24 protein-coding genes are annotated in these 26,805 nt (G+C 63.0%); 12 read left to right on the top strand and 12 right to left on the bottom strand.

What is annotated here, in order from left to right; all coding sequences use genetic code 11:
* Positions 1-425: 425 nt before the first annotated feature.
* Complete coding sequence (locus AC0L2A_RS33075; protein WP_473612405.1) at positions 426-1,484, bottom strand: glycerophosphodiester phosphodiesterase family protein; 1,059 nt, start codon at positions 1,482-1,484, stop codon at positions 426-428.
* 406 nt (positions 1,485-1,890) lie between these two features.
* Here AC0L2A_RS33075 and speB point away from each other — a divergent pair, with 406 nt between their 5' ends.
* The 10 genes from speB (at position 1,891) to AC0L2A_RS33025 (ending at position 12,768) form a co-directional block, all read left to right on the top strand.
* A complete protein-coding gene (speB, locus tag AC0L2A_RS33070; RefSeq protein WP_128246689.1) occupies positions 1,891-2,898 on the top strand; it encodes an agmatinase in 1,008 nt (335 codons plus the stop codon).
* Between the two features lie 31 nt (positions 2,899-2,929).
* A complete protein-coding gene (gene argC, locus AC0L2A_RS33065) occupies positions 2,930-3,862 on the top strand; it encodes an N-acetyl-gamma-glutamyl-phosphate reductase (protein ID WP_473612403.1) in 933 nt (310 codons plus the stop codon).
* Positions 3,863-4,702 carry an aminoglycoside phosphotransferase family protein gene (locus tag AC0L2A_RS33060; protein ID WP_473612402.1) on the top strand — a complete coding sequence of 280 codons (840 nt, stop codon included), beginning with the start codon at positions 3,863-3,865 and terminating at the stop codon, positions 4,700-4,702.
* A gap of 308 nt (positions 4,703-5,010) precedes the next feature.
* The gene (locus tag AC0L2A_RS33055; RefSeq protein WP_473612400.1) at positions 5,011-6,210 is read left to right on the top strand and encodes an ROK family transcriptional regulator; all 1,200 of its coding nucleotides are present in this window, start codon (positions 5,011-5,013) and stop codon (positions 6,208-6,210) included.
* Positions 6,211-6,231: 21 nt separating this feature from the next.
* Positions 6,232-7,596, top strand: coding sequence for a M24 family metallopeptidase (locus tag AC0L2A_RS33050; RefSeq protein ID WP_473612399.1), 1,365 nt, complete (start codon positions 6,232-6,234; stop codon positions 7,594-7,596).
* On the top strand, positions 7,593-8,516 hold the full coding sequence (locus AC0L2A_RS33045) for a carbohydrate ABC transporter permease (protein WP_473612398.1): 924 nt from the start codon (positions 7,593-7,595) through the stop codon (positions 8,514-8,516). Before AC0L2A_RS33050 ends, AC0L2A_RS33045 begins: the two co-directional genes overlap by 4 nt.
* On the top strand, positions 8,500-9,387 hold the full coding sequence (locus AC0L2A_RS33040) for a carbohydrate ABC transporter permease (protein WP_473612396.1): 888 nt from the start codon (positions 8,500-8,502) through the stop codon (positions 9,385-9,387). Before AC0L2A_RS33045 ends, AC0L2A_RS33040 begins: the two co-directional genes overlap by 17 nt.
* 5 nt (positions 9,388-9,392) lie before the next feature.
* Positions 9,393-10,526: an ABC transporter ATP-binding protein gene (locus tag AC0L2A_RS33035; RefSeq protein WP_473612395.1), complete on the top strand. Its 1,134-nt coding sequence runs from the start codon at positions 9,393-9,395 to the stop codon at positions 10,524-10,526.
* A complete protein-coding gene (locus AC0L2A_RS33030; RefSeq protein ID WP_473612393.1) occupies positions 10,520-11,494 on the top strand; it encodes an MBL fold metallo-hydrolase in 975 nt (324 codons plus the stop codon). The genes AC0L2A_RS33035 and AC0L2A_RS33030 overlap by 7 nt, the downstream gene beginning before the upstream one ends.
* Before the next feature lie 2 nt (positions 11,495-11,496).
* Positions 11,497-12,768 (top strand): ABC transporter substrate-binding protein, encoded by a 1,272-nt coding sequence (locus AC0L2A_RS33025; RefSeq protein ID WP_473612392.1) that lies wholly within the window; start codon positions 11,497-11,499, stop codon positions 12,766-12,768.
* Positions 12,769-12,866: 98 nt separating this feature from the next.
* Here AC0L2A_RS33025 and AC0L2A_RS33020 read toward each other — a convergent pair whose 3' ends face one another.
* Positions 12,867-13,958, bottom strand: a complete 1,092-nt coding sequence (locus AC0L2A_RS33020; protein WP_473612390.1) for a COX15/CtaA family protein — start codon at positions 13,956-13,958, stop codon at positions 12,867-12,869.
* A 152-nt stretch (positions 13,959-14,110) separates the two neighbouring features.
* Between AC0L2A_RS33020 and AC0L2A_RS33015 the strand changes: the two genes are divergently transcribed.
* Complete coding sequence (locus tag AC0L2A_RS33015; RefSeq protein ID WP_023798362.1) at positions 14,111-14,329, top strand: DUF2842 domain-containing protein; 219 nt, start codon at positions 14,111-14,113, stop codon at positions 14,327-14,329.
* Between the two features lie 200 nt (positions 14,330-14,529).
* On the opposite strand, the gene AC0L2A_RS33010 is transcribed toward AC0L2A_RS33015, so the two are convergent.
* The 10 genes from AC0L2A_RS33010 to AC0L2A_RS32965 all read right to left on the bottom strand — a co-directional run bounded on the left by AC0L2A_RS33010 (position 14,530) and on the right by AC0L2A_RS32965 (position 25,007).
* Complete coding sequence (locus AC0L2A_RS33010; RefSeq protein WP_473612389.1) at positions 14,530-15,681, bottom strand: adenylate/guanylate cyclase domain-containing protein; 1,152 nt, start codon at positions 15,679-15,681, stop codon at positions 14,530-14,532.
* A 13-nt stretch (positions 15,682-15,694) separates the two neighbouring features.
* Positions 15,695-16,060 (bottom strand): response regulator, encoded by a 366-nt coding sequence (locus AC0L2A_RS33005; protein ID WP_023798364.1) that lies wholly within the window; start codon positions 16,058-16,060, stop codon positions 15,695-15,697.
* Positions 16,057-18,165 (bottom strand): sensor histidine kinase, encoded by a 2,109-nt coding sequence (locus AC0L2A_RS33000; protein WP_473612387.1) that lies wholly within the window; start codon positions 18,163-18,165, stop codon positions 16,057-16,059. Before AC0L2A_RS33000 ends, AC0L2A_RS33005 begins: the two co-directional genes overlap by 4 nt.
* Positions 18,131-18,688, bottom strand: a complete 558-nt coding sequence (locus AC0L2A_RS32995; protein WP_473612386.1) for an SCO family protein — start codon at positions 18,686-18,688, stop codon at positions 18,131-18,133. The genes AC0L2A_RS33000 and AC0L2A_RS32995 overlap by 35 nt, the downstream gene beginning before the upstream one ends.
* Positions 18,689-18,714: 26 nt before the next feature.
* Positions 18,715-19,740, bottom strand: coding sequence for an ABC transporter substrate-binding protein (locus tag AC0L2A_RS32990; protein WP_473612385.1), 1,026 nt, complete (start codon positions 19,738-19,740; stop codon positions 18,715-18,717).
* A 146-nt stretch (positions 19,741-19,886) separates the two neighbouring features.
* Entirely contained in the window at positions 19,887-20,897 is a 1,011-nt protein-coding gene (locus AC0L2A_RS32985; protein ID WP_473612383.1) for an ABC transporter substrate-binding protein, read from the bottom strand.
* 45 nt (positions 20,898-20,942) lie between these two features.
* Positions 20,943-21,950: an ABC transporter substrate-binding protein gene (locus tag AC0L2A_RS32980; RefSeq protein ID WP_473612382.1), complete on the bottom strand. Its 1,008-nt coding sequence runs from the start codon at positions 21,948-21,950 to the stop codon at positions 20,943-20,945.
* A gap of 104 nt (positions 21,951-22,054) precedes the next feature.
* The gene (locus AC0L2A_RS32975; RefSeq protein WP_473612381.1) at positions 22,055-22,402 is read right to left on the bottom strand and encodes a hypothetical protein; all 348 of its coding nucleotides are present in this window, start codon (positions 22,400-22,402) and stop codon (positions 22,055-22,057) included.
* A 47-nt stretch (positions 22,403-22,449) separates the two neighbouring features.
* Positions 22,450-23,514 (bottom strand): ABC transporter substrate-binding protein, encoded by a 1,065-nt coding sequence (locus AC0L2A_RS32970; protein WP_473612380.1) that lies wholly within the window; start codon positions 23,512-23,514, stop codon positions 22,450-22,452.
* A 437-nt stretch (positions 23,515-23,951) separates the two neighbouring features.
* Complete coding sequence (locus AC0L2A_RS32965; RefSeq protein ID WP_473612378.1) at positions 23,952-25,007, bottom strand: polysaccharide deacetylase family protein; 1,056 nt, start codon at positions 25,005-25,007, stop codon at positions 23,952-23,954.
* A gap of 90 nt (positions 25,008-25,097) precedes the next feature.
* On the opposite strand from AC0L2A_RS32965, the gene AC0L2A_RS32960 reads away from it, so the two are divergent.
* Positions 25,098-26,321 carry a GNAT family N-acetyltransferase gene (locus tag AC0L2A_RS32960; RefSeq protein ID WP_473612377.1) on the top strand — a complete coding sequence of 408 codons (1,224 nt, stop codon included), beginning with the start codon at positions 25,098-25,100 and terminating at the stop codon, positions 26,319-26,321.
* The last annotated feature ends 484 nt before the right edge of the window (positions 26,322-26,805 follow it).

Below are 26,805 nucleotides of genomic sequence, written 5' to 3'. Positions count from 1 at the left end.
GCAACGAGCCAATCTCGCCATGATCGACAGGCTGGCGGGATAGCGCCCCCCTCTGCCCTGCCGGGCATCTCCCCCACTTGGGGGGAGATTGGCCTTCATCACTGATTTCGCCAACTACCAGCCTTGCAAAAAGGGCGCTGTTCGCGAAGCTGCCAATCTCCCCCCTTGTGGGGGAGATGTCCGGCAGGACAGAGGGGGGCGCGAAGGATCGCTACAGAGCGCTTTTATTCTGAGCCGCTGCATTCTTCGGCGGATATCACGGAATGGATCCCAGGGTCTGCGGCGCGTCGCTTCGCTCCTTGCTCCGCCGTGGGATGACGAAGGCATGGTGGCCTGTGGCTAATCCCCAGCGTCAGAGATGGTGGCTGCAGGCCGGCCGGCAGCGCGACCGCCGGTCAAAGAACCAAATCCACGGTGCAGAGGAACTAGTTGATGCTCGCCGTATTCGCTGGCTCCGCCGGGCGCGCCTCATCCGAATATGGCACGCGGTAGCCGTTCGCCGCCAGCCAGTCGATTGCCGCTTTCGGCTCGTCGGTCTGGATGATGGTGGCGCCGCGCTCGGCCCAGAAGCCGTAGGTCTCGCGCGGCAGGCTGGCGAACACCGCCAGTTCATCGCCGCGACCGCCGGCAAGGAAGCCGCCCGGCTTGTTGACGATGGCGTAGGTATTGGCCCAGATGTGCCAGTCGCCCCTTATCGCCGCGGCGCGCATGCGCGGGCTGAACAGCGGACCGCCGGTCTCGGTCAGCGTCTCGGCGCCGTCCCGCCAGTTGATCATCTCGACCGCGCGCGGCGAAAAGGCGCCGCTGACCTTCTCGGCAAAACCGGCGTCGCGAACCGCGTCGTCGGCAATGATCGGCATGAATTGGAAACCGCTGCCGATCGCGCCCATGGCTGCCTTGACAGTGGTGATCCTGGCCGGGTTCCACAGGTTCTCCTTGACGATCACCTGTTCGGCCATGCCAAGGTCACGCGCCACCGCGATCATGCCGGCCAGGCTGTCGACGTCGAGCTTGTTGTCGATGTTGACGAGGATTCTGTCCCTGGTCGCCATCAGCATCTCGCGCAGCGTCGAAACCGGCTCGTCGGTGACGGCGCCGGTGCCTTCGATCACCAGCCTGCAGGTTTTGAGTTCGGCCAGCGTGCGCTTGACCACCTCGCCCTTGCAGTTCGTCGTGCGGTCGAGCCAGCTGTCATGCATGACGACGAACCGGCCGTCCTTCGAGCGCCTGACATCGACCTCGACGATTTCGGCGCCAAGCACGATCGATGCCTCGAGGGCGGCGATCGAGTTCTCCGCAAACAGCGTCTTGCGGGCCTGCAGGCTGCCGGCACGGTGTGCCGCCACCATGACATGGTCGCGCCATTGGTTGGCGTGTTCGAAACGGTCGAGAATCTGCCTGGCGCGTGTTTCGCCAGCCAATGCCGAGCCAGTGAACAGCACCGAGGCGGCGGCAAGCACAAGGTTCAGCCAGGTCGTTCGCATGAGAATCGCTCCTACCGGATGCAAACCCGGATAAGCGACGCGCGTGACAGCCCAGTGAACGAAGCCGGCTTCGCAAATGCCGGAAAGTCAGGTCAATGCCGGCTGAAGCGGCTGTTCTTCAATCTCGACTTGCCGAGATCGATGCCGCCGTCCTGGCGGCCGGTGGCCGGCTTGGCGTGCTGAAATCTGCTGCGTTCCCCGGCTGACAACCATCCCGCGCAAGGACGGCTGCTACTTTCGGTTGTATTCGTGCATATCTACGCAAATTCCGGGTTGGCCATGCGGGGGCTCACCTGGCAAGCAAGAAGTTGTGACCGTGTTCGAACGGCCATGGCCCTCGGAAGGGGTCGCATTTCCTGGAATTATATCCAATAAGGTTGCGCCTCGACGCACAGGAGATCGCTTCATGCCGAACACCAACATCGACCACGCCTTCACCGCCCGGGCCAGGACGGGTGCGTCCTTCGAGCCGACCTATGCCGGCGCGCTGTCGTTCATGCGACGCAAATACTCGAAGGACGTGAAGGGCGCGGACGCGGTGGTGTGGGGCATCCCCTTCGACGCCGCCGTCACCAACCGGCCGGGCGCGCGTTTCGGACCGCAGGCGATTCGCCGCGCCTCGACCATTCTCGACAACGACCCGCAATACCCGTTCTCGCGCGATCTGTTCGAACATCTCGCCGTGGTCGACTATGGCGATTGCCTGCTCGACAGCGGAAACCACCAGAAGACGCCGGGGACGATCGAGCGCGAGGCGGCAAAGATCCTGAAATCCGGCGCCTTCCTGCTATCGCTCGGCGGCGACCATTTCGTCACCTGGCCGCTGCTCAAGGCTCATGCCGCCATCCACGGTCCGCTGGCCCTGGTGCAGTTCGACGCCCACCAGGACACCTGGCCGGACGACGGCAAGCGCATCGATCACGGCTCCTTCGTCGGCCGTGCGGTCAAGGAGGGGATTATCGATCCCGACCGTTCGATCCAGATCGGCATCCGCACCCATGCGCCCGACAGCTTCGGCATCAAGATCCTCTACGGCCACGAAATCGAGGACATGCGCGCGTCCGATATCGCCTATGCCATCGTCGACCGCACCGGCGGCAAGAAAGCCTACGTCACCTTCGACATCGATTGCCTCGACCCGGCCTTCGCGCCCGGTACCGGCACACCGGTCGCCGGCGGGCCGTCCTCGGCAAAGATCCTGTCGGTGCTGCGCCAGATCAATCAGCTCGATATCGTCGGCGCCGATGTCGTTGAGGTTGCGCCGGCCTATGATCACGCCGATATAACGGCAATTGCCGGGTCGACGGTGGCCATGCACTATCTCGGGCTGCTGGCGGAACGAAAGGCCCGGCTCGAAGAGCTGAACAACGGCAATCACATTGTTGCCGGATTGAACCAGGCAAGTGGCATATAATTTCGAAGTATCAGGGAATTCAGGCAGGCAAATGAAACCGAAAATCTTCATCGACGGCGAGCACGGCACCACCGGTCTCCAGATCAGGGCGCTGCTTGCCGAGCGCGGCGACCTGGAGATCATCTCGATTCCGACCGAGCGCCGCAAGGAACCGGCAGCCAGAGCCGAGTTCCTCAACGCCGCCGATGTCGCGATCCTGTGCCTGCCGGACGCAGCCGCGAAGGAAAGCGTCTCGCTGATCAGCAACGACACGACAAGGGTTATCGACGCCTCGACCGCGCATCGCGTGGCAGAAGGTTGGGAATATGGTTTTGCCGAAATGGACAAGGCTCAGGCGCGCAAGATCGCTTCGGCGAAGCGCGTCACCAATCCAGGCTGCTGGCCGCAAGGGCCGATCGCGACACTGAGGCCGCTGGTGGCGGCCGGGCTGTTGCCGGCGGATTTTCCGGTCACCGTCAACGGCATTACGGGCTATTCGGGCGGCGGCCGGCCGATGATCGAGGACTATGTCGCCAAGGGCGAGGAAGCGTCGGAATTCCTGCCCTACGGGCTGACCCTGCAGCACAAGCATGTGCCGGAGCTCAGGACCTATGCGAAGCTGTCGCATGATCCGATCATGCAGCCGGCGGTCGGCAATTTCGCGCAAGGCATGATCACCGTGGTGCCGCTGCAGCTCGGCGGCCTCGACTATGTGCCGACCGGCGCCGAGCTTCATGCGGCGATCGCCGACCATTTCGCCGCCATCGATGGCGGCGTGGTCGAGGTGGCGCCCTATGCGCATCTGGAGCGCGTGCCGGAGATCGATCCCGAAGTCTACAACGGCACCAACCGGATGATGCTCCATGTCTTCGCCAACGACGACAGGGCCCAGGCGCTGCTGTTCGCCGTCTACGACAATCTCGGCAAGGGCGCCTCGGGCGCTGCCGTGCAGAACATGGATCTGATGCTCGGCCTCAACCACTGAATGGACGCTCCGGCATTTTCAAGCCGCTGGAAGGTCGACGCGCCAGAACTGATTGCCGAGACGTTCAGCAGCCGCATCTGGAAGGTTGTTCGCGAGGACGGTTCGCCGGCGATCGTCAAGGCGCTCAAGGCTTTCGACGACGTCGAAGACGAGTTGCGCGGCGAGCATTTCCTCGCTTGGCGGCGCGGCGAAGGCGCGGTACGGCTGCTCGGCCGCGACGGCCACTGCATGCTGCTCGAATATGCCGGTGAAACCTTGCTGTCACAGGTTCTCGCCGAGCAAGGCGACAATGCCGCCACAGCAATCGCGGCCGAAGTGATGGCAAGACTGTTCTCGCCATCCGACCACCCTGCCCCGCCAGACCTTCAGCCGCTGCGGGTGCGGTTTTCCAGTCTGTTCAACAAGGCGAAGATCGATCGCGACGCCGGCGAAAAGAGCTTTTACGTCGAAGCGGCTGCGACCGCGGAACGGCTGTTGGCCAATCCTGTCGACGTGCTGCCGCTGCATGGCGACCTGCATCACGACAACATCATGCTGGGAGCGCGCGGCTGGCTGGCGATCGACCCGAAGGGCGTTCTCGGCGATCCCGGCTTCGACGCGGCGAACATGTTCTACAATCCGCTCGACCGCGACGACCTTTGCCGTGATCCCAACCGGATTGCCGACATGGCCGAGATTTTCGCCAGAACGCTCGGCCAGACGCCGCCAGCCATCCTGGATCACGCCATCGCCTATGGCTGCCTGTCGGCGTCATGGCATCATGAAGACGGCAATGCGGTCGAGGAAAGTCGCGAATTGTCCATTGCCACTGATATCAGGACGGTGCGGCTCAGCCTCTGACGGCGATCTGGTTGGGCATGGGATAGGCTGGAGGCGCCCTCCCCGCCGATTGCTGTCACGGTGACGACCCACGTTGCAGCGAGCCAAAACCATCAACAGGTTGGTCTTCCCCCCTGCACAAGCCTGACCTGGCTGCGAATACGTGCGCCGCGGGAGCAACGATGCCGTATTGACAGACGCCCTCCGCCACCGCGCCGAGCAAACGCAGACAGGTCACAGCCTATTTGTCCGAGTCAAAGACAAATATTAGTTTGACTCTCGGAGAAACTATGTTAGCTTGCCCTCACAAACGAGAGTTGGCGGCAACCATGCAGACCTCCACGATCAGGCACTACCACGCGTCGCGGATTTTCCATGCGATCCGGCTCACACCCGGCATCTCGCAGCGCGAGATCGCAGGGAAGACCGGAGCCGACAAGTCGACGGTCTCCACGGTCATCAAGGGGTTCGAAGCCGCGGGCCTCATCGAGCGAACGCAGCGCGTCTCCGACAACAGGCCGGGCCGTCCGGGCGAAGGCATCCACATCTCCTCCAAAGGCTGGCTTCTCGCCGGCGTCTACTTCCACCCCGACCGTATCGACTACGTGATCAGCGGGCTCGACGGCACAGTCCTGAAGACCAGCAGCGGCATCATGCCCTTCGAACCCAGCCGAGTCGGTGAGGTCGTCAACCAGACGATGACCGACATGTGCGCGGTTCTCGGCCGGAGCGCCAACGATCTGCTCGCGCTCGGCGTCTCGGTGCCGGGCCTGGTGACCATGGCGGGCAAGGTCGCCCGCTCACCGAACCTCGGCTGGGTCGACGTCCAACTGCGCGACATCCTTGAACGCGCCATCAGCGTACCCGTGTACATTGACAACGACGCCAACGGCGCCGCCCTTGCGGAAAGCCTGCTCGGTGCGGGCGTCGACCGGGAGCATTTCATCTATGTCGAAAGCGGGTCCGGTGTCGGTGGCGGCCTCGTGCTCGACGGCAGCATCTACCGCGGCTTTTCGGGTTTCGGCGGCGAGATCGGTCACAACAAGATCGTTCCGAACGGCCGGGAATGCCATTGCGGAAAACGCGGATGCCTCTCGGCCTACGTGGCCGACTACGCCCTGCTTGCCCGCGCCCATGACAAGGGCCTGGCGGTGTCGTCGGTCTCGGAACTGGCCGGGCTGGCCGATTCCGGAGACCAGGGCGCGCTGGAAATCTTCCACGAAGCCGCAGATCACCTCGGCATCGGTCTCGCCAACATCGCCAACACCTTCAACCCCTCCGCGATCGTGCTTGGCGGTCTTCTCGCCAGCTACTCCCGGCACTTCGTCGGTCGCACCAGGCAGGCCTTCAACGCTCTGGCCATCTCCGCCGTTGCCGACGTCTGCGCCATCGAAGCCTCGGCGCTGGGTGACGGGCCGCCGCTCGGCGCTCTCGCGATCGCTCTCTACGGCTGCACCAGCGCGGAGGCCAGCGACGTGACCCCGTGGCGTCTCGGCAACGATGCCGTTTCCGCATCCTCGAAAAAATAGCAACCATCCCGGAGTTATTGCATGCCCGTGCGTTTGGCGAATGTTGAAGCCCCCGGTCTAGAAGTCCCAGTTCAGCGGCCACGCATACCCGCCTCGACCTACGAACGTCGTTGCCGGGACGCCTGCCGCGCCGCGGGCCGCGACTGGCTGGTCGTGTATGCGGACCGTGAGCACTCGGCCAACACGATGTTTCTCGCGGGTTTCGATCCCCGCTTCGAGGAGGCGCTGCTTCTCCTCGGCCCGAACGGCCGCAAAATCCTCGTCTGCGGCAATGAGAGCTACCATTACGCCCCACGCGCCGGACTTCAGGATTTCGAGCTCGTGCTCTGCCAGACGCTGAGCCTGATGGGCCAGGACAGGTCGGTGGCGCCGAGCCTCGAGGCGGTCCTGCGGGAAGCAGGCATCGGCAAGGGGCAGACGGTCGGCATCGTCGGCTGGAAGTACCTTGAAGCCGACGCATGGGAACTGAACGGCGCGTCCTACTTCGTGCCCGCCATGCTCGTCTCGACGCTGCAGCGCATCGTGGTCGATGCCGCGGCGCTCTCCGACGCCACATCGGTCCTCATGCACCAGACGACAGGCCTTCGGGCGGTCGTCGGCGCCGACTCCATCGCCGCCTTCGAATGGGCCGCTGCCCGTGCCTCCACCGCCGTCTGGTCGATCGTGCAGGGCGCGAAGGTCGGCGACACGGAACTCGCGGCCGCTGCCCGGATGGGCTATGCGGGCGAACCGCTGAGCTGCCACATGATGTTCTCATCCAGCGATGGGACTGGAGAGGTCGTCGGTCTTGCCAGCCCGACGGCCCGTGTCCTCAAGCGCGGCGACGGCGTCACCACCGCCGTAGGCTACTGGGGGACGCTGTCTTCACGAGCCGGCCTTCTCGACGAAACCAACGACGAGTTCCTCGCCGTGGCCGCCGGCTATTTCAAGGGTATCGCGTCCTGGTACCAGGCGGCAGACATCGGAGCGAAGGGCGGCGACGTCTATTCGGCCGTCGAAGAGACGCTGGCACAATCCGGTCTTCGCCCCGCGCTCAATCCCGGCCACCTGGTCAGCTACGACGAGTGGAGCAACACGCCGATCCGGCCCGGCAGCGCCGACGCCATCGCGTCCGGCATGCCGTTCCAGGTGGACATCATCCCCGTCCCGCAGCGCACCGGACGCGCGCTTAACTGTGAGGATAGCGTGGTGTTCGCCGACGAACGCCTCCGTCGCGAGATCGAGGAAAGATATCCCGCGGTCTGGCAGCGCATCCAGAAGCGCCGCGCCTTCATGCGCGACAAGATCGGCGTCGATCTCAAGCCCTCGATCCTGCCTCTCTCCAATACGCCGCTGTGCCTGCCACCCTTCTGGCTGGCACCGGAAAAGCTCCTGGTGGCCGAATGACCATGGTCTACGATAAAGTGCGGCTCACGACGGGCGCGCCCGATCGCATGTGGCGGCCCCGCGTGCCGGGTTCGCTTGTGGCGATCGGCCCCTCGTTCGGCATCACGCTGCTGTTCATCTACGGCTTCATCGGCTGGACGGCATACATTTCGTTCTCAGCGTCGAAGATGACGCCGAACGCCAGGCTGGTCGGGCTCGCGAACTACTACAAGCTCTGGCAGTTCGACTCCTGGGTCGTCGCCGTTTCCAACCTCTTCATATTCACGGTCCTTTATGTGGCGATCGGGATGGCGGTGGGTCTTGGCCTGGCGATCCTCCTCGACCAGCGCGTCCGAGCCGAAGGGTTCTTCCGGACGATCTTCCTCTATCCGGCGGCGCTGTCGCTGGTCGTGACTGGCGTCGTCTGGAAATGGCTCCTCAATCCGGGAACGGGCATCGAGGCGCTGGCGCATGACCTCGGATTGTCGGCATTCAAATTCGACTGGATCATCAACGAGTCGACGGTGCTCTACGCCGTAGTCGTCGCCGCAGTCTGGCAGGTCGCGGGTTTCTCGATGGCGATCTTCCTTTCGGGACTGCGCGGCGTCAACGACGAAATGGTGAGGGCGGCCCGTCTCGACGGGGCGAGCACGGCGCGGCTCTACTGGCACGTCATCATCCCCGCCATCCGCTCCTCTTTCGTCACGGTCTTCGTGCTGTTGACGGCCTTCGCGCTCAAGACGTTCGACCTGGTCGTGGCGATGACCGCCGAAGGCCCGGGCTACGCGTCGACCTTCCCGGCGACCTTCATGTACGAGATGTCCTTTGCCCGGAACCAGCTCGGGGTCGGCGCGGCGAGCGCCATGGCGCTCCTCGTCTTCTCGCTCGTCCTTGTGTCCCCGTACGTTCTGATGGGAGGAAAACGTGGCACCAACGCTTGAAATCGCGGCGGAGAACACCGCCGGCGCAGCGGCGTCGCGCGCCCTGCTCTACTGCGTCCTGATCGTGCTGGCGGCATTGTTCGCCGTGCCGGCCCTCGTCATGGTGGTGACGTCGCTGCGGCCGACTAGCGAAATCGCGTCTGGCGCTCTCCTGTCGTTGCCCAAGGAGATCACCTTCGACGCCTGGGTAAAGGCCTGGACCACGGCATGCATCGGAACCCGATGCGAGGGCCTGCAGGCTTCGTTCCTCAACTCGGTCCTGGCCACGGTGCCCGTCGTGCTGTTGACCACCGCTCTCGGCGCGATCAACGGCTTCGCCCTCACCAAGATGAAATTCAGGGGCGCGGACACGGTGTTCACGATGATCTGGCTCGGCTGTTTCATTCCCTACCAGGCCGTCCTGATCCCCATCGCCCAGACGCTCGGCGCGATGCGGCTCTCCGGCTCCACCTACGGCCTGTGGCTCGTCTATACCGCCTACAGCATCCCGTTCACGACACTGTTCTTCCGCAACTACTATACGACCATTCCAGACGAGCTGGTCCGCTCGGCGAAGATCGACGGTGCGGGTTTCTTCCGCACCTTCTGGCACATCATCCTGCCGATCTCGCCGCCGATGATCGTCGTGGCGCTGATCTTCCAGTTCACCAGCATCTGGAATGAGTTCCTGTTCGCCGCCTCCTTCACCTCCGGAGGAGCGCAGACCATCACCGTCAGCCTGAACAACCTGGTGAACACGACTTTCGGTGCGAAGGAATACAACGTGGACATGGCGGGAGCCCTGATCACGTCGCTGCCGACGCTTCTCGTCTACATCCTGGCGGGTCGGTACTTCATGCGCGGCCTGACGGCCGGCTCGGTAAAGGGATAACCAAAATGGGCGCACTCACCCTCAACAACGTCAAACGCAGCTATGGCCCCGTCGAAGTGCTCAAGGGCATTGACCTCGACGTCCCTGCTGGTGCCTTCCTTGTCCTGCTGGGACCATCGGGTTGCGGGAAGTCGACGCTGCTCAGCCTTATCGCCGGGCTCGACCGCATCACCGACGGCGACATCAGCATCGGCGGCAGGGTGGTGAACGACGTGGCCCCGAAGGACCGGGACATCGCCATGGTCTTCCAGTCCTACGCGCTCTACCCGAGCATGACCGCCCGCGACAACATCGCGTTCGGCCTGCGCATGCGGGGCGTGTCGCGGGAGGAACGGAGCCGGGCGACCACCGCCGCAGCCGAGACGCTACGCATCGGTCATCTGCTCGACCGCAAGCCTGCGCACCTGTCGGGCGGTCAAAGGCAGCGTGTGGCCATGGCGCGGGCGCTGGTCCGCCAACCCAAAATCTTCCTGTTCGACGAACCGCTGTCGAACCTCGACGCCCAGCTGCGCACCGAGATGCGCGCCGAGATCAAGAAGCTCCACGAGAAGCTCGGCACCACCATCGTCTACGTGACGCACGACCAGATCGAGGCCATGACCATGGCCACCAAGATCGCCATCATGCAGGACGGCAACGTCATGCAGTACGGCTCGCCGGACGAAATCTACCGCGCGCCTGCCAACCTCTTCGTCGCCAGGTTCGTCGGGTCGCCGACGATCAACCTCATCAAGGCGAGCATTGGTCTTTCGGACGCGTCGGCGACGCTTCGCCTGTTGGAAAGCGACAGCCGCGCCGCGATCAGCGAATTTCCGCAGGCCTCGCTGGAGGGTGTCCGCGACGGCCAGGAGGTCTTGCTCGGCATCCGCCCGGAATGCGTCCGCGTCGTGGACGCCAGCGTCCCCCAAGCCGGGGGCGCCTGCGAACTCGACGGCATCGTTTCTGCGACCGAGAACACCGGGTCCGACCTCATCGCCACCGTCAACTTCCATGGCGGCACCATCGTCGCGCGGCTCCGGCCGGGCGAGGCGCAGGCCAACGCGCCGATCCGCATCGCCTTCGACAGAAGGGACCTCCTGGTCTTCGACGCCTCCACCGAACGCCGCCTGAACATCGTCAAGGAGCATGCCGCGTGCTGAACAGCGAATTCACCCAGGTGCCGGGCTATTACAAGGTCCTCGTCGGCGACATCGAGGTCATCTGCGTGAACGACGGCTCGCTGTCGAGCGACATCAACGCCGTAAGGGGCATTTCGACCGAAGAGTGTGGACAGCTGTTCGCGGACTCGTTCTTCCCCGCCGAGCCTCGCTGCACGACGAACGCATTCTTCATCCGGTCGCAGGGACGGAGCGCGCTGGTGGACACGGGAGCGGGCCCTCATATCGACACCACCGCGGGCAAGCTCTTCCAAAACGCCGCGGCGGCGGGGATCTTGCCCGAGGACGTCGACACCATTCTCTTCACCCACATCCATCCGGACCATGTCAGCGGCCTGCTCGATGCCGACGGCAGCAAGGTTTTTCCGCACGCGAAGATCAGGATGGCGCATTCGGAACAATTATTCTGGCTCTCGGACAAACCCGCTTCAAAAGAGATCGAGCACGTCAGGCATGAGGCCGACCACGTCATCCGGTTCCTGAACCCCTATGCCGACCAGATCGAGCCGTTCGTCGACGGCGAGGTGTTTCCCGGTGTGACGGCCGTCCCCCTGCCCGGCCACACTCCCGGCCATACCGGCTACCTCATCAAGTCGGGTGACGACGAGCTCCTCATCTGGGGCGATGTCATCCATTGGCCGATCGTGCAGTTCCGGCGGCCGGAGGCGGCGATGTCCTACGATGTCGACCCGATGCAGGCGGCCGCGACCCGCCGCCAAATCCTCGAGGACACGGCCGCCCGCGGACGTCTGGTCGCGGGCATGCACCTCTTCTTTCCAGGTCTCACACGGGTTCGCCGCGACGGCGACGCCTTCGCGATGGTGCCCTACCCCTGGGGGCACGCAGACGCAATCCGGACCTTGCAGGGTCAGGAGACCGACAGGGGCAACCAGAAACGATCCTCCACGGGAACAAACCTCAGCGCACATCTTGGCAAAATGGGAGAATGACAATGAAGTACAATCAGCTTTATGCGTACGGCCTGATCGCCGCTGTCGGCCTGGCTGTGACCGCCAGCCATGCGTTGGCGCAGAACGACAAGAGCGTCTCGGTCCTGCACTACTGGACGGCGGGCGGAGAGGCCGCTGCCATGAACGCCGCGAAGACGGCTTTCGAGAATCTCGTCGGGACATGGATCGACCAGCCTGTTTCCGGCGGCGGCGGCGACACCCATGACCAGGTCCTCCGGTCCCGCATCCTGGCGGGCGACGCTCCGAGCGCCGCGATCCCAAAAGTGGCCGACGCAAAGTCCTGGTACGACGAGGGCTATCTTGTCGACATCGACGCGGTCGCCGAGAAGGAGAAGTGGGATTCGGTTCTCCCTGCCTCGATCGCCGACGTGCTTAAGGTCGACGGGCACTACGTTTCGGTTCCTACCAACATCCACCGCTTCAACGCCATGTGGGCGAACGCGAAAATCCTTGGGGAGCACGGCATCGAGATGCCGAAGACCTGGGACGAGTTCAATGCCGCGGCCGACAAGCTGAAGGCGGCGGGAATCGTGCCACTGGCGCATGGCGGTCAGTCCTGGCAGGAGTCCATTCTGTTCGAGATCGTCGTCGCGGGCATTGGCGGGCCCGAATTCTTCCGCAAGACGCTCGTCGAATATGACGAAGTCTCGCTCAAGAGCGATGTGATGATCAATGTCTTCGACCAGCTGCGCATGCTCCGCAACGACGTCGACCCGAATTTTTCGGGCCGTGACTGGAACATCGCGACCTCGATGGTGATCAAGGGGGAAGCGGCTTTCCAGTTCATGGGCGACTGGGCCAAGGGCGAGGTCACCGCAGCAAAGGTCGCTCCGGGCGTCGACATCCTGTGCTCGGCAGCGCCAAGCAATTTTTCTGGCGTGTTCCTCTACGTGGCGAACTCGTTCACCCTCTTCAAGACGGGCGACGGAAACGTGACGCCGGGCCAGGAGCTTCTGGCGTCGACGCTGATGACACCGCAGGTTCAGGCGAGCTTCAACCTCGCCAAGGGTTCCGTTCCGGCGGTCACCGGGGTCGATCTCTCGAACTTCGACAAGTGCGCGCAGGACACCGCGCATGATCTGACGGCGGCGGACAAGGGCAACACCCTGCTGCCCGCCCTCAACGGCGGCATGCTCAGCAGCGGAGAGATGCGCGGCGCGGTGGCGGACGCCATCACCAAATTCTTCAACTCCGACCTGTCCTCCCAAGAGGGCGTGGAGCTTCTGCTGAAGCAGATCGACACCGCTCGCTGACGTCAGGGCGGACCGGGCGCGGCGTGGCCGCGTCCGATCCGCCAACTGGCCGTCCGGACCGCTTGCAGTCACGCCGCCGGATTGTCGGACGTTGCGGCTCAGCCTCTGACGGCGATCTGATCGGGCATGGGATAAGCGCCCTTGGTGCCGCGCCAATGCGCTGCGGCAAACCCCAGCAGGACGAGCGCGAAAGCCTGATGCGTCAGCGCCATGTGCAGCGGCACCTGCATCAGCAGCGTGCCGATGCCGATCAGGGCCTGCACCAGCACCAGCACAAACAGCAGCGTCGCGCGGCGCGCATGGGTGGTGCCGGGCTGGCGGCGGTGGGTCGCGATCATGTGCCAAAGTGCTGCGAAAAAAATCGCGTAGGCGCCGAGCCGGTGGATGAACTGGACCGTCTTCGGGCTCTCGAAGAAATTGCGCCATGCCGGCTCGAGGATCAACAGGTCGCCGGGGATGAGCCTGCCGTCCATCAGCGGCCAGGTGTTGTAGCTCAGGCCGGCATCGAGCCCGGCGACCAGCCCGCCGAGATAGATCTGGATCAGCGCCAGCAGCACCAGAAAGCCGGCCAGACGCTGCGTCGAACGGTCGGCGGCGGGCTCGGAATGCGGCGCCAACCCACGCGCGACCACCATGGTCGCGGTGAAGATCAGCGCGGCCAGCGTCAGATGCGTCGCCAGCCGGTATTGGCTGACGGAGACCCGGTCGACCAGCCCGGACGCCACCATCCACCAGCCGATCGCGCCCTGCAGGCCGCCGAGAAGAAGAATGCCCATCAATTTCGGACCAAGACCGCGTTCGATGCGGCGCGTCGCCCAGAAAAACACCAGCGGCACGGCAAAAACCAAGCCGACACCGCGCGCCAGGATCCTGTGCAACCATTCCCACCAGAAGATCGACTTGAACGCTTCGATGCTCATGCCCTTGTTGAGCTCGGCATATTGCGGGATCTGCCGGTATCGCTGGAATTCCTCCTGCCATTCGGCGTCGTTGAGCGGCGGGATGATGCCGTGGATCGGCTTCCATTGCGTGATCGAAAGCCCGGATTCGGTGAGCCTGGTGGCGCCGCCGACCAGCACCAGCACAAACAGCACCAGGAGCACGACGTAGAGCCAGCCGCGCACCAGCGCCCGGTTGCGCAGGTCGCGGTCGCGGGCCGCGAAAGGCGCGGCAGCTGATATGGCAGCCATGGTCTTGTCCCGGCAGGTTGCAGTCGCGGATTGGTGAACCATCGCAATCCAACTGGCAAGACCGGACAGCGCGGCACGCCGTCGCGCCGCTTCTTGGCTGTTGCGTGCCTCTTCCGTTGGGCCTAAGCGATAGGGATCAACCGGATCGCGAAATGCCCATTCGCCTGAAAAAGCTGATCGGAACAATCCTGCTGGTGGCGCTGGTCATCGTCTATGCGCTGGTCGCATCGATCGTGGCGGTTGCGCAACTGGCGGAATCGGGACCGTGGGCGCATTTCCTGTTCTTCCTGCTCAGCGGCATGCTCTGGGTGCTGCCGGCCATGGGCATCATCAAATGGCTGATCCTGGAGCCGCCGCGGCCGAAGAACTGAGGCTCGCTCGCCGCCGCGGTGAAAGCCTGACGCCCGAGGAAACTCAGGGTGGTTTTCTGCCTTCCGTGTCGCCAATCGGAACGCGCCGGCGGCGCCAATTGTTGTCGTTCGCTTGCTGCCCACGGAACGACCGCTTTCCACCGTTGCGGTCATTCATGCCGACGGCTTTGTCCGCCCGCGGGTCACTCATTGGGCTGCGTTCATAAACTTGACCGGCCAAGCCACCGGACAATTTCGTAAGCCAGCATAGGGCGGCGAAACCCCTTCAGTGTCAGTTCGCCAACTGGAACGGATTCGACCAATGATTCGACGGCGCCAAGAACCCGTTGGCTGACGAGAATCTGGCGAGACTTGGCCTCCTCGCACAATCGGGCCGCATGGTTCGACACAGTGCCGATGACCGCATAGTCCGCGCGCTGATCGAAACCGATCCGCCCGATGGTGGCGTGTCCCCGGGCGATACCGATGCCGAAGCCAAGCAAGTAGTCCCGTTTACGCCATCGCTCTGAATGCTCGTCAATTGCGTCACGCATCGCCGCAGCCATTGAGACAGCCCTCTCGGTGTGATCGGCACAGGGCAGCGGATCGTTGAAAACAACAACGATACCGTCGCCCACGAACCGCTCCAAAGTCCCCTCGTGATGGACGATCTGTTCGCCGAGACAGGAATGGTACTCGCCAAGAACCGTCATTACCTCCTCGGGCTCGGCAGTCTCGGCGAAGGCTGTAAAGCCGCGCAAATCGCAGAAAACGACGGTCACCTCGCGACGATGGCTTTGAAGAAGCGCGTCGCCATTGCCTGCCGCAACGACAAGGTCGGCGACCTGCGCGGGAAGAAACCGTCGGAGCCGGCCCATTCGCTCGATCTCCGTAACCTGCTCCGCCACTGTTTGTTCAAGAGAGCGACTCCATGCAGCCAATTGTGCTGCCTGATCCTCGAGGAGCCGCGTCTGGCTCTCCACGGTGTCGTAAAGCGCCTTCTGGCGTAGCATCGACCGCACGCGCGCCACTAGCGCTCTGTGCTCGAACGGCTTGGTTAGATAGTCGTCGCCGCCGGCATCCAATCCCTCGACTACATCCCGCGTATCGGCTTTTGCGGTGACAAGGATAACCGGGATCGATCGCAGCGAAACGTCTGCCTTGAGCATCCGCACGACGCTTATCCCGTCGAGCTTCGGCATCATGATGTCGAGGAGGATGAGGTCCGGCCTGAGGCTGCGCACCTTCGCAAGCCCCTCTTCTCCGTCGGCTGCTGTTACCACTTCGTAGCCATTCGCCTCGAGGCGCATACGCAGGATTTCGAGGTTTTCCGGGGTATCGTCGACGGCGAGAATGCGAGGCGGATCGTGCAAGGCCCTGTCTCCTCTAGGAAAGCAACTCCCGGATCTTGGCAAGCAGCTGGCGCGGACTGAATGGCTTGGCAATGTAGCCATCGCACCCGGCAGCAAGGGCTTTCGCCTCATCGCCCGACAATGCGTAGGAGGTGACGGCGACTATCGGAATGTGCCGGAGCGCCGGGTCAGCCTTTATGCGGCGGGCAGCTTCATATCCGTCGATCACCGGAAGCTGAATGTCCATCAGGATCAGGTCTGGCTTCTCAGCTGCAGCGGCAGCGACACCGGCAGCACCGTCCGCGGCCTCGATCAGTTCGTATTCGGTGGTGGCGATGAGATCGCGTACGATCTGCCGGTTGTCCTCGGTGTCTTCCACCATCAGGATTCTCTTGCTCATGTTGCCTTCACATCCTCTCCCACCCGGATCGGTATCGTCATGCGGAATGTCGAGCCTGAACCGGGCACGGATTCGACGCCTATGGTTCCACCGTGCATTTCCACGATACGCTTCGAGATCGCCAGGCCGAGACCCGTGCCACCTTTTTGCCTGGTGCTGCTGTTGTCGACCTGTTGGAATTCATCGAAAATGAGCGCCTGGTCTGTGGGCGCAATGCCGGGACCCGTGTCGCGTACAATGATTTCGAAATGTCCGTCGACCGCGTCGGCAAGAATGTCGATCGCGCCCCTCTCGGTGAACTTGACGGCATTGCCGGCAAGATTAAGCAGGACCTGGGTCAGGCGGCGCTCGTCCCCGCGGCCCAGCGGAAGGTTTTCGGCGACCTTGGCAGCGAGCGAAAGCCCTTTTGAACGCGCCAGCGGCTCCACCGCTGTGACGGTCGATCGAACAATTTGCCCAACGGAATAATCCTCAAGCGCCAGCGTGAGCTGGCCCGCTTCGATCTTTGAAAGATCGAGCACGTCGTTGATGAGCCCCAGCAGATGACGGCCGTTTGCCTGCACGCGCGCAACCGTCGTTTTTGCCTTGTCCGGGAGCTCGCCGTATATCCCGTCGACCAACAGTTCGGTGAACCCCAGGACCGAATTGAGTGGCGTCCTGAGCTCGTGGCTCATATTCGCGAGGAACTGAGACTTGTGGCGGCTGGCCGCCTCCAGCTCCTGGCTTTTTTCCTCTATCTCGCGGAACAGCTTCGCGTTTTGGATGGCCAGTACCGATTGGTCTGCAAAGGTTTCCATCAGATGGACGATTTGCTGGTCGAATTCACCGGGCTTGCGGCGCCTGACGACGAGCGCGCCGACGATCTTGTTCGGCCTTAGGAGGGGAACCACCAGAACGCCGCGATATCCGGCATCGAGGACGACTTTCTGAACGGGAGACGGCGTTCGCACACTGAGATCCGGCACCTGGACAGGCGCGCGGCGCAATGCGGCGTCGCCAATCCCCGGATCGTTCAGCCCGATGGCCTGGTTGGAAATCGCGGCAATGAGCTCATCGTCCATCCCATAAGTCGCGCGCGGGCGGAATTGTTGCCTGGTGCCGCTGAACACATAGATGGTGCCCGCATCCGTTTCCGAGAGTTGAACCGCCTTCGCCACGATCGTCTGCAGCACCGTGTCGAGATCAAGCGTCGAATTGACCGCCTTGCTGACTTCCCCGAGCGCCTCCAGTTCGCCGACCGAGCGCGCAAGCTCGGCCGTGCGCGCCTGCACCTCCTGGTAAAGCCGCCCCAGCTGCTCGGAGGTTTGGTTGACATTGCCGGCGAGCACTCCAAGCTCGTCCCGATTGACGACGGTGACCTGTTGGGCAAACTCCCCGGCTGCGATCTGGCGCAGACGCGTTTCGATCTTCTTGACGGGCTCGATCAACGACCATGAGATGATGTAGCCCAGCGCCAGCGCCAGCAGGATGCTGCCCATCGCAAAGGAGACCACGATCAGCCGGGAGGTGCCGTACGCCCCCTCGGTCGTTTCGATGGCGGTCACCATGTCGGCTTCGGCGATGTTGACCAACTGGTTCGTCAGCCGCTCGAGGCCGTCGGCCGAAGGCATGATCTCAGCCTGCTGAACCTTGCGCGCCTCCTCCGTGCGGCCGGCGCGGACGAGCTCCACGACATGCGTCACCCCCGCCGTAAACCGGTCGTACTCTTGCCGGACCTGGCCGAGCACGTCCGCCTCAACTTCGGCGACGAACTCCATGCGGTCGAGGTCGTAGCCAAACTGGTTGAGCTGGCGCAGCGCTGCATCCAGCATCCGGTCGTCCTGAAGCAAGAGTGCGGTCGAGATGCTGTAGAGTTGGTTTGTCGTGTCGTGCTGGACCTGGCGGTAGGCTGCGATCCTGCGCTGCAGCTTGATCAACTCGTTTGTTTGATCGTTGACCCCGCTCAACACCTGCAACCCGACCGCCCCTAGCACGATCAGCAGGCCAACGATCGACAGAAACGAGACCAGCAGCTTGGTCTGGACGCGGGCCGGCAACCGCGCAACCCAGCCGACCAGCCGGTTTGTGATATTATTTGGATTCGTCCAAGAGGCTGAGAAGGTCACCCCGGAACTCCTCCAAGTCGAACCGGACGCCGAGATACTGTACGCGCAAGGTGCCAGTCGGGTCTATGAGCGACGTCAGGAATGTGTGATCGACGTCTCCTTTCGCCACCTTCCTCGCGAAGATGCCGTACTTCCGTCCGACCTCACGGATGCTCGTCGGATCGCCGGTGAGAAACGCCCAACCGTCCAGATCAGCGCCGAAGTCCTGTGCATATTGCTTCAGCACTTCGGGCGTATCGTGCTCCGGATCGACGGTGATCGAAACGAAAGCAACCTTGGGCCCGAACGCAGAACCTAGCTTGTCCTGCACGTGCGCCATGTTGGCGGTCAGCATCGGGCAGATGTCAGTGCAGGAGGCATAAATGAAAGTGACGGCGACCACCTTGCCGCGATAGTCGCGAAGCGACACGCGCGCGCCGTCCTGCGATATCAGGTTAAAATCCGGCGCCGGCCCGATCATCGGAAGGCGCTGATCGTGCGGCGCGTCATGCGCATGTGCCGGCCAAGGAACAAGCAGCGCCAATAGCAGAATGCATGCCGGCCACCCGCTCACGTCTTCAACTCGCGCTTCAGTTCGTTGAGGAAACGCCAGTCGGTGCCCTGGGCCAGGAGCTTCTGGGGGGTGCTCTTGAGCATCCCGACCTCGTGTAGGCGCAGGGCGTAGAAGCGCAGGGTGTCCTCCGCGCTATACTCGCGCCACTGACCGTAGGGGATCTCCTTCATGACCTGGAGGGCAAGGTCGTAGCGCTTAGTAAAGCCCTGGTCCACCATGAACTGCGCGGACTGCTCGGGCATGCTGGCGCAGACATCCGCCGCTTTCAAGATGGCGCGGAGGGCGCGCTTGGTGGCCACCGGATACTTGCGGACGAACTCCCTGTTCCCAGCCATCATGCAGCAGAAGTATTGCGACCAGGGCCGGTCCACGGTGCTGTCAATCACCACATGGCCGATCTGCTGCTCCCGCATTACCTGCGGTTCGGGGGGGAAGCCTAGGTATGCATCGATCTTCCCCTCACTTAGGAGCCGGATGGACTCGGGTCCCGGATGCGTGACGAAATGTATGTCATGACGGGGGTCCAGGCCCACATATGCCGTCATACTGGCGAGAAAGACGTATGGGGCGGAATCTAGCGACGGCACGGCCACGGTCTTCCCCTTGAGGTCGCGGATCGCCTGGACGTGATCGGTCCCGAACAGCTCAAAGCAGCCGACGTGGAGTCCGGCCAAGATGACGATGGGATCCCCCGCCTCCAGGCGGAGAAGGAGCGGGGCGGCGAAAAGGTTATTGAGGTCGGCTTCACCGGAGGCGAGGGCCGTCTCGATGTCTGCGGTCCCCTTTTTTTGGAGGTAAGTGACCTCGGTGAACCCTTCGGCGCGCAGCAGTTCTTCGGCTACATACTGGGGGGCCTGACAGATGCTGGGAATCCGGACGAGCCGGATCCGCGTCGTCTCAGGCGGTGGCTCGGCAGCGGCGGCTCGCCTGGGGTGCCACCCCAGTAGCCCCGCTGTCCCCGCCAGCGTTATCCCACGCAGGAACCTCCGTCGGCTGAACTGTCCGGGGTATAGGGTATGCATGGGAACCTCCGTTCCAAATCCTGGCCAGTGTGACACCGAGAACGCTGACCGGTGGATGCTGTGTTGTGCTGCCGAAAGGCCGGCCAGGAAGCGACGGCGGCTCTGGATGACTTGCATGTCCACGTCTCCCCTTGAGAGAAATGGGATTAGGTTTTCAACTCGCGCTTCAGTTCGTTAAGGACGTGCCAGTCGGTTCCGTTGGCGATAATCTGTTGCGGGCTCGACTTGATCATGCCCGTCTCCTGCATGCGGAGCGCGAAGAAGCGGATCGACGCTTCGGCATCGTAGTCCCGCCAAGTGTCGTATCGGGTGTCGCTCAGCGTTTGCAGCGCGTAATCATAACTGGGCAGGAAACCTCGATCGACTAGCTGACTGGCACTCCATGACGGATCGGACGCGCAAAGATCGGCGCCCTTCAAGATGGCCCGCAGCACACGCTTGGTTGCCACCGGGTACCTGTTCACATAATCGTCAGTGCCGGAAACCATGCAGCAGAAATGCTGCGACCAGGGGCGGTCGAGGGTCGTGTTGAGGATCGTGTGGCCAATCTTCTTGGCGCGCAGTTTCTGCGGCTGCGGCGGCGTGAAGAGGTACGCGTCGAACTTTCCTTCGGCGAAGCTCTTCGCCGGATCGCCTTGCTCGATGACCCACTCGATATCGTTGACGGGATCGAGCCCGACATAGGCGGCCATCAGGGCAACATAGACGTATGACGGCGTATCGAAGGTCTTCGTGCCCACCCGTTTGCCGCGCAGGTCCGTGATGTCTTTGATCCTGTCGTTGGCGATCAGTTCGAGGCATCCGGTATGCAGTCCGGTAAGGACCTTGATCGGCACGCCGGCCTCGATCGAGGCGATATGGATCGGCGCGTAGTTCACACTGAAATCCGTCTCGCCGCGCGCAATCCACTTCCACTGGTCGACGCTCTTGTCGCCTTGCACGTAACGGACGTCGGTGAAGCCCTCCGCGCGCAGCAGCTCTCCGGCGATATACAGGCCCGCCCAGCAGTAGGCGCCATCGATCCACCGCGGCAAGCGGACGGAGGTCGTTTCCGGGGGTGGCTCGGCCCATGCCTGTGTCGCGGTCCCGATGAGCCCCGCGGCGCTGGCTGCAGCCGCGCCCGCCAAGAAGCGACGGCGGTTCTGGATGATTTGCATGGTGCTCTCCTTCCCTGGAAAGGCACTGAGTGCCCGCCCCCCCGCTCACGTCTTCAGCTCACGTTTCACCTCGTTGAGGAAGCGCCAGTCCGTTCCGTTGGCGATAATCTGGTGGGGGCTCGTCTTGATCATGCCGGCCTCATGCAGGCGCAAGGCGTAAAACCGTACGGTGTCCTCGGGCTCGTATTCGCGCCACTTGCCATAAGGCACTTCATTCATCGTCTGCAGGGCATAGTCATAGTTGGCGGTGAACCCGTTATCGACGATCTGTTGCGCGACGCGCTGCGGCTCTGCGACGCAGAGGTCTGCCGCCTTGAGAATGGCGCGCAAGACGCGCTTGGTGGCGACAGGGTTGTTCCGAACGAACTCCGCATTGCCAGCCAACAAGCAGCAGAAGTACTGCGACCATGGACGGTCCACAGCGCTATTGACGATGACGTGACCGATTTTGCGGTCGCGCAACTCCTGCGGATCGGGTGGAAGGCCAAGGAATGCATCGATTTTGCCCTCAACAAAGAGCTCCTTTGGCTTGATGGATGGACTGGCAACCCAGTTGATGTCCCTCACAGGGTCAAGCCCGACATAAGTGGCCATACTTGCCAAGAACAGGTGGGGCCCTGATCCTATACTTGGCACGCCTACGGTCCTGCCCTTCAGGTCTGTGATGCGGTGGATCCCTTCGCTCCCGAAGAGCTCGAAGCATCCCGTGTGCACGCCGGAAACCACCGTGATCGGTATTCCAAGATCCATCGGCACGATGAGATTTCCCGCGTAGTTCAGGCTAAAATCCACCTCGCCTGCTGCAATACTCTTCGTCGTTGCGTCACCTAGCTCAACTGCAACATAGCGAACTTCGGTAAAGCCCTCTGCGTGCAGCAACTCCTTGGCGGCGTACTGTGGCGCCATGCAGATGGCAGGGAGTTTTGCGAGCCGGACCGTGGTCGTTTCGAGACCGCCCTCTTCGGCACGTGAATTTCGGGTGCCGACAACTCCGGCGACTCCTGTCGCCGCCATATTGGCCAAGAAGCGGCGTCTGCTTTGGACCTTCTGCATGGATATCTCCATCGTTAGCTTCGGCCAACGGGCAGTCGAGTCATCCGCGGGTCAAATCTGATGTCGGACTGAATCACTGAACGCGCATCCACTCGGCCGCCCCTTCAGTTGGACGCTGTTGTTGGACGAGTTGCTGTGCCGGCATCGATTGCGATGACGAACGCACTGGCGAACTCAAACCCGAAATCCGCTTCGCCGTTTGTCGTTTTCATCGGCGTATTGACGCCCGCATCCACGTCCACATAGGTGAGGCCGGTAAAGCCGTCGGCGCGCAACAGTTCCTCGGCGAGGTAGAGAGGTGCGTTGCAGGTGGCGGGGGTATGGGTGAAGCGGACGGTGGTCGTATCGAGCAGGGCATTCTCGGCGGATGAATTGCGACCGCCGGCAAGTCCAACGGCGCCGATTGCACTCATACCGGCTAAGAAGCGGCGGCGGTTCTGGATGACCTGCATTTGGACGCTCCCTTCCGTGGATACGGCACTGCGTGCCGGCCACACGCTCACAGTTTCAGCTCGTGCTTCAACTCGTCGAGGAAGCGCCAGTCTGTTCCCTGGGCGATAATCTGTTGCGGGCTCGACTTGATCATGCCCGTCTCCTGCATTCGCAGCGCATAAAAGCGGACCGAATCCTCGGAATCGTAACCTCGCCACCTGTCGTGCTGGGCCTCTTTCAGCGTTATCAGAGCGAGGTCATAGTTGGGCAGAAAGCCTCGATCGACGAGTTCGCGCGCAGCCGATGCCGGATCCGACGCGCAGAAATCGATGGACTTCAGGATGGCGCGCAATATGCGCTTGGTCGCAGCAGGGTACTTGTCCACGTAATCAGTCCTGCCGGCGACCATGCAGCAGTAATATTGTGACCAGGGCCGGTCGACGGCGTTGCTGATGATCGTGTGGCCGATCTTCTTCGCGCGCAGACCGGGTAACTCGGTGATGCCGGCGAGGAAGGCGTCGACCTTGCCTTCGATGAAATCCTGCATCGGAGAGATGCCCAACACCCATTCGATCTCGTGAACGGGATCAAGCCCAACATAGTTGATCATCAAGCTGAGAAAGACATGCGGGTGGTCGTTGAACGCCCAAATCCCGACCCGTTTGCCCTTTAGGTCGGCAATGCCGTTGACGCTGTCATTGCCCCGCAGTTCCCAGCAGCCTGTGTGCACGCCGGTCAGGATTTTGATACTTGCCCCTGATTCGATGCTCCGGATGTGCATCGACGGCATGTTGAAATCGAAATCCGTGACGCCGGCGGTAAGCCACTCGGTGTTGTCGACGTTGGTGTCGCCTTGCACGTAGCGGACATCGGTCAATCCGTCGGCGCGCATCAACTCGCCCGCGAGATAGAGCGACGCCCAGCAATAGGAGCCATCGATCCACCGCCCCAGACGGACGGAAGTCGTTTCCGGCGGTGGCTCCCCCGCAGCTTTGGATGGACGAATGTTGAAGAGTTGGGCTCCGCCGGCCGCCGTCAAGCCGGCCAGGAACGTGCGGCGATTTTGAATGATCTGCATGGGATCGCTTCCTCTCCCGAACTGCAAACGACAATTCCGGTCGGAACCGAGCAAAAAGAGGTTCCGGCAGAGGCAGATAGTCTCGTGGGCGCGCCGAACAGCTGCAGGTTGGAGCGCGCCCAGTCTGATGCGGGAGTCTTGCGCTCTCAGTCGCCGGCCCCGTGAGGTCCCAGCCAGCGATACGCAACTATACTCCCGATTGGCGCGCGTAGCGAGGGTAAAGCTCACTCAGCCTCAAACGATTATCCTTTACGCTGCCGCAGCTCCGCCAGACTAGCCCATCTGCCAGCCTACCGGTCGCGACCTCGCGCTGGCACAGTCTCTTCTTGCAAAGAGACCTTCGACAATAGGGCGTTGAACGTCCGCCCTGATAGTCGATTCAGACCTTGGGCGGACGGTTCGGGAATGACCGCCTCGGGTCACAACGTTCCCTTGACCTCCCATCAGGGATGGTCCGCAAAGGGTTTGCCGTCCACCGGAGTGTCAAACCACTAGATGGTGACGAGCATCTTGCCGGCGTTGGCCAGCGGCGTCGTCACGCCCGACAGCATCGTGCGGATATGGGCAACGCTCTGATAGCGACCGTTGACCGAAATACGCGGCAGCGCGTGCAGGAAGCCGGCATGTTTGGCGCGCAACACGCCGTGGCGTGTCGTCACCGCCGAGACATAGCCGGCGTCGCGGGCAAAGCCGACTTCGCGGTCGCCAACGGCACTGGCATAGCCATAGGGATAGGCGAAATGGCGCGGCGCCTCGCCGAGTTCGGCCTGCAATATGCGCCTGACGCCGTCGACCTCGTGCCGCGCATCGGCTTCGGAAAGCCGCTTCAGATTGCGATGATTGACGGTGTGCGCGCCGATCGTCACCAGCGGATGCCCTGCCATGGCGCGGATCTCGTCCCAGTTCATCAACAGGCTCTGGCGCGCGCCCAACTCGATACCGTTCGACCGCGCCAATTCGCGCAGCACCGCGCGCTGGTCCTCCTCGCGGACCTCCAGCGTCAGATAATCGTGCAGGCGCGCAAAGGCCTGGATTTTCTTGCCCGGGGTCGAGCAGTCGATCGTCACCGGACCGTTCGGTGTCGTCAAAACCAGCCGGTTGCGCGCGCTGACGATGTCCTCGACCACCTCCCACCATAGATCGGCGGCGCCGTTTATCAGCCCCGGCGCGACATAGATGGTGATCGGCGCGCCGTGCTTTTCCAGCACCGGCAGCGCCTCGGTCATGTTGTCGCGGTAGGCGTCGTCGGCGGTGATCGCCGCGAACTGGCCAACCTTGCCGCCGGCCTTGATGCGCTTGATCGCCTCGTCCAGGGTGACGAATGCATAGCCGTGCGCCTTCATGTCGGCGATGACAGCGTCGAGGAACTCAGGCGCGATGTTGAGATGCCGGTTGACGCTATCAGGCTTTTCCGGCGTGGCGGTGACCCGATGCAGCATCAGGATGGCGCCGATGCCGCCGACGAACGGCTTGGCCAGCGGGGCAAGACCGGTATAGCGCACGACGTTGAGCGCCAGTTTCCGGATTGCCTCGCCCCCGTCGATCATTCATTCACCTTTTGCGCCTAGGCTCATCCAAGCACGAAATGCGCCTATGCGCGCCCCAATCGCGGTGAATACGCCCTAAAGGATTGAGGTATGGTTGACGCCACCGCGTCATTTGACGGCAATCGGCTCGAGGCCATGCAGGCGGCGCCGCGCGCGGTGCCTGCGGATCATGGCGGCCTGTCGGTGTCGGTCGCCGACGGTGCGGCACTTGCGGCCTATGCCGAGTTCTGCGGTTCGGCGCTGTTCGCGCCGGCGCAGAGCCCGGCCTGGATCCTGAACTGGGCCAGACATGCCGAAGCGGACATCGTCCTGGCGACGCTGAGCGCTGACGGCCGGCCGGTTTTTTGGTTGGCGCTGGAAGTCACCAGCCGCGGTCCGTTACGCGTCGCCCGTTTCATGGGCGGCCGCCATGCCAACGGCAATTTCGCCGCCGCCGACCCGTCCTGGCTGACCAGGGCGGATGGCGCGGCGATCCGCTCGATGCTGGCGGCGATCGCCAGGGCGCGGCCGGACATCGACCTCGTCTCGCTGGAACGGCTGCTGCCCGATCTCGACCGCGTTGCCAATCCGCTTCTGTCCCTCCCGCATTTTCCCAGCCCCAACCTGTCGCTGGCCGTCGACCTGGCGGGAGGTTTTGATGCCCTGCTCTCCCGCGCCAGCGGCAAGCGCAGGCGCAAGAGGCACCGCTCGCAGGCGCGCAAGTTCGGGGCCGTCGGCAGCCACCGCCGCATCGAGGCCCGGACGGCGGACGAGGTGAACAGGCTGCTCGATGCGTTTTTCGAGATGAAGGAGTTCCGCTTCCGCAAGATGGGCATCGCCAACGTCTTCGGCGAGCCACAGGTTCGTGCTTTCTTCCGCGCCTTGTTCGTCGAAGCGCTCTGCGACGACACGCCGTCCTTCGTGCTGCATGGGCTCGAAGTCGCCGGCAAGCTTCGCGCTGTCACCGGATCGAGCCGCTCGGGAAAACGCCTGATCTGCGAATTCGGAGCGATCGCCGACGACGACCTTGCCCATGCCAGCCCCGGCGACTTCCTGTTCTTCGACAACATCGAGGAAGCCTGCGAGAAGGGGTTCGATGTCTATGATTTCTCGGTCGGCGACGAACCCTACAAGCGGCTGTGGTGCGATATCGAAACCCGGCATTTCGAGGTCCTGGTTCCGCTGACGACAAAGGGCCGCGCGCTGGTGTTTGTCCTGCGGCAAGGCGCGCGCCTGAAAGCCTTCGTCAAGAACAGCCCGACGATCTGGAAGCTGACCAAGATGCTGCGCCGCAAGACGGCCGGACAGGCTGTGCCAGCGGAGGACGACAGCTGAACGCTGCCGAGATTCCGGGAAGTAAGTGATTTAGCTCCCCTAGGGGCGATGGGCTGATGCGGCATCGGGCGAGATCACCCGGCGTTGGCGCTCCGTCCAGCACCATCGTCACGCAAATCGCTGACGTTCGCGATTGGCTCCCCCTTCTCCCCTTGTGGGAGAAGGTGGCCGAGCGAAGCTCGGTCGGATGAGGGGTGCTCCAGCTTGGCAAAAACCGCGATCCGTCCAACACCCCTCAACGGTCTCGGCGCTGCGCGTCGATCCACCTTCTCCCACAAGGGGACCCACAGGGGGAGAAGGCAAGAGCGCGCTATTGCCGCCGCTGCTGCAAACTCTGGTCGACAACGTTCAAGAGAATTATCGAACTGTCTCAGGCGGCGGAGCGCCGTCCGGGTAGCGGCGTCCCTGGCGTCTGATGGCCGACCGGCGTCACCAGCGTCAGGTCGGGATAGCCGCTCTCGATCAGCTCGACCGCGGCCTGCGC

This window comes from Mesorhizobium sp. WSM4844 (assembly GCF_055811775.1).
The sequence above is the reverse complement of the archived record's forward strand: the minus strand, read 5'-3'. Positions and strand labels throughout refer to the sequence as shown.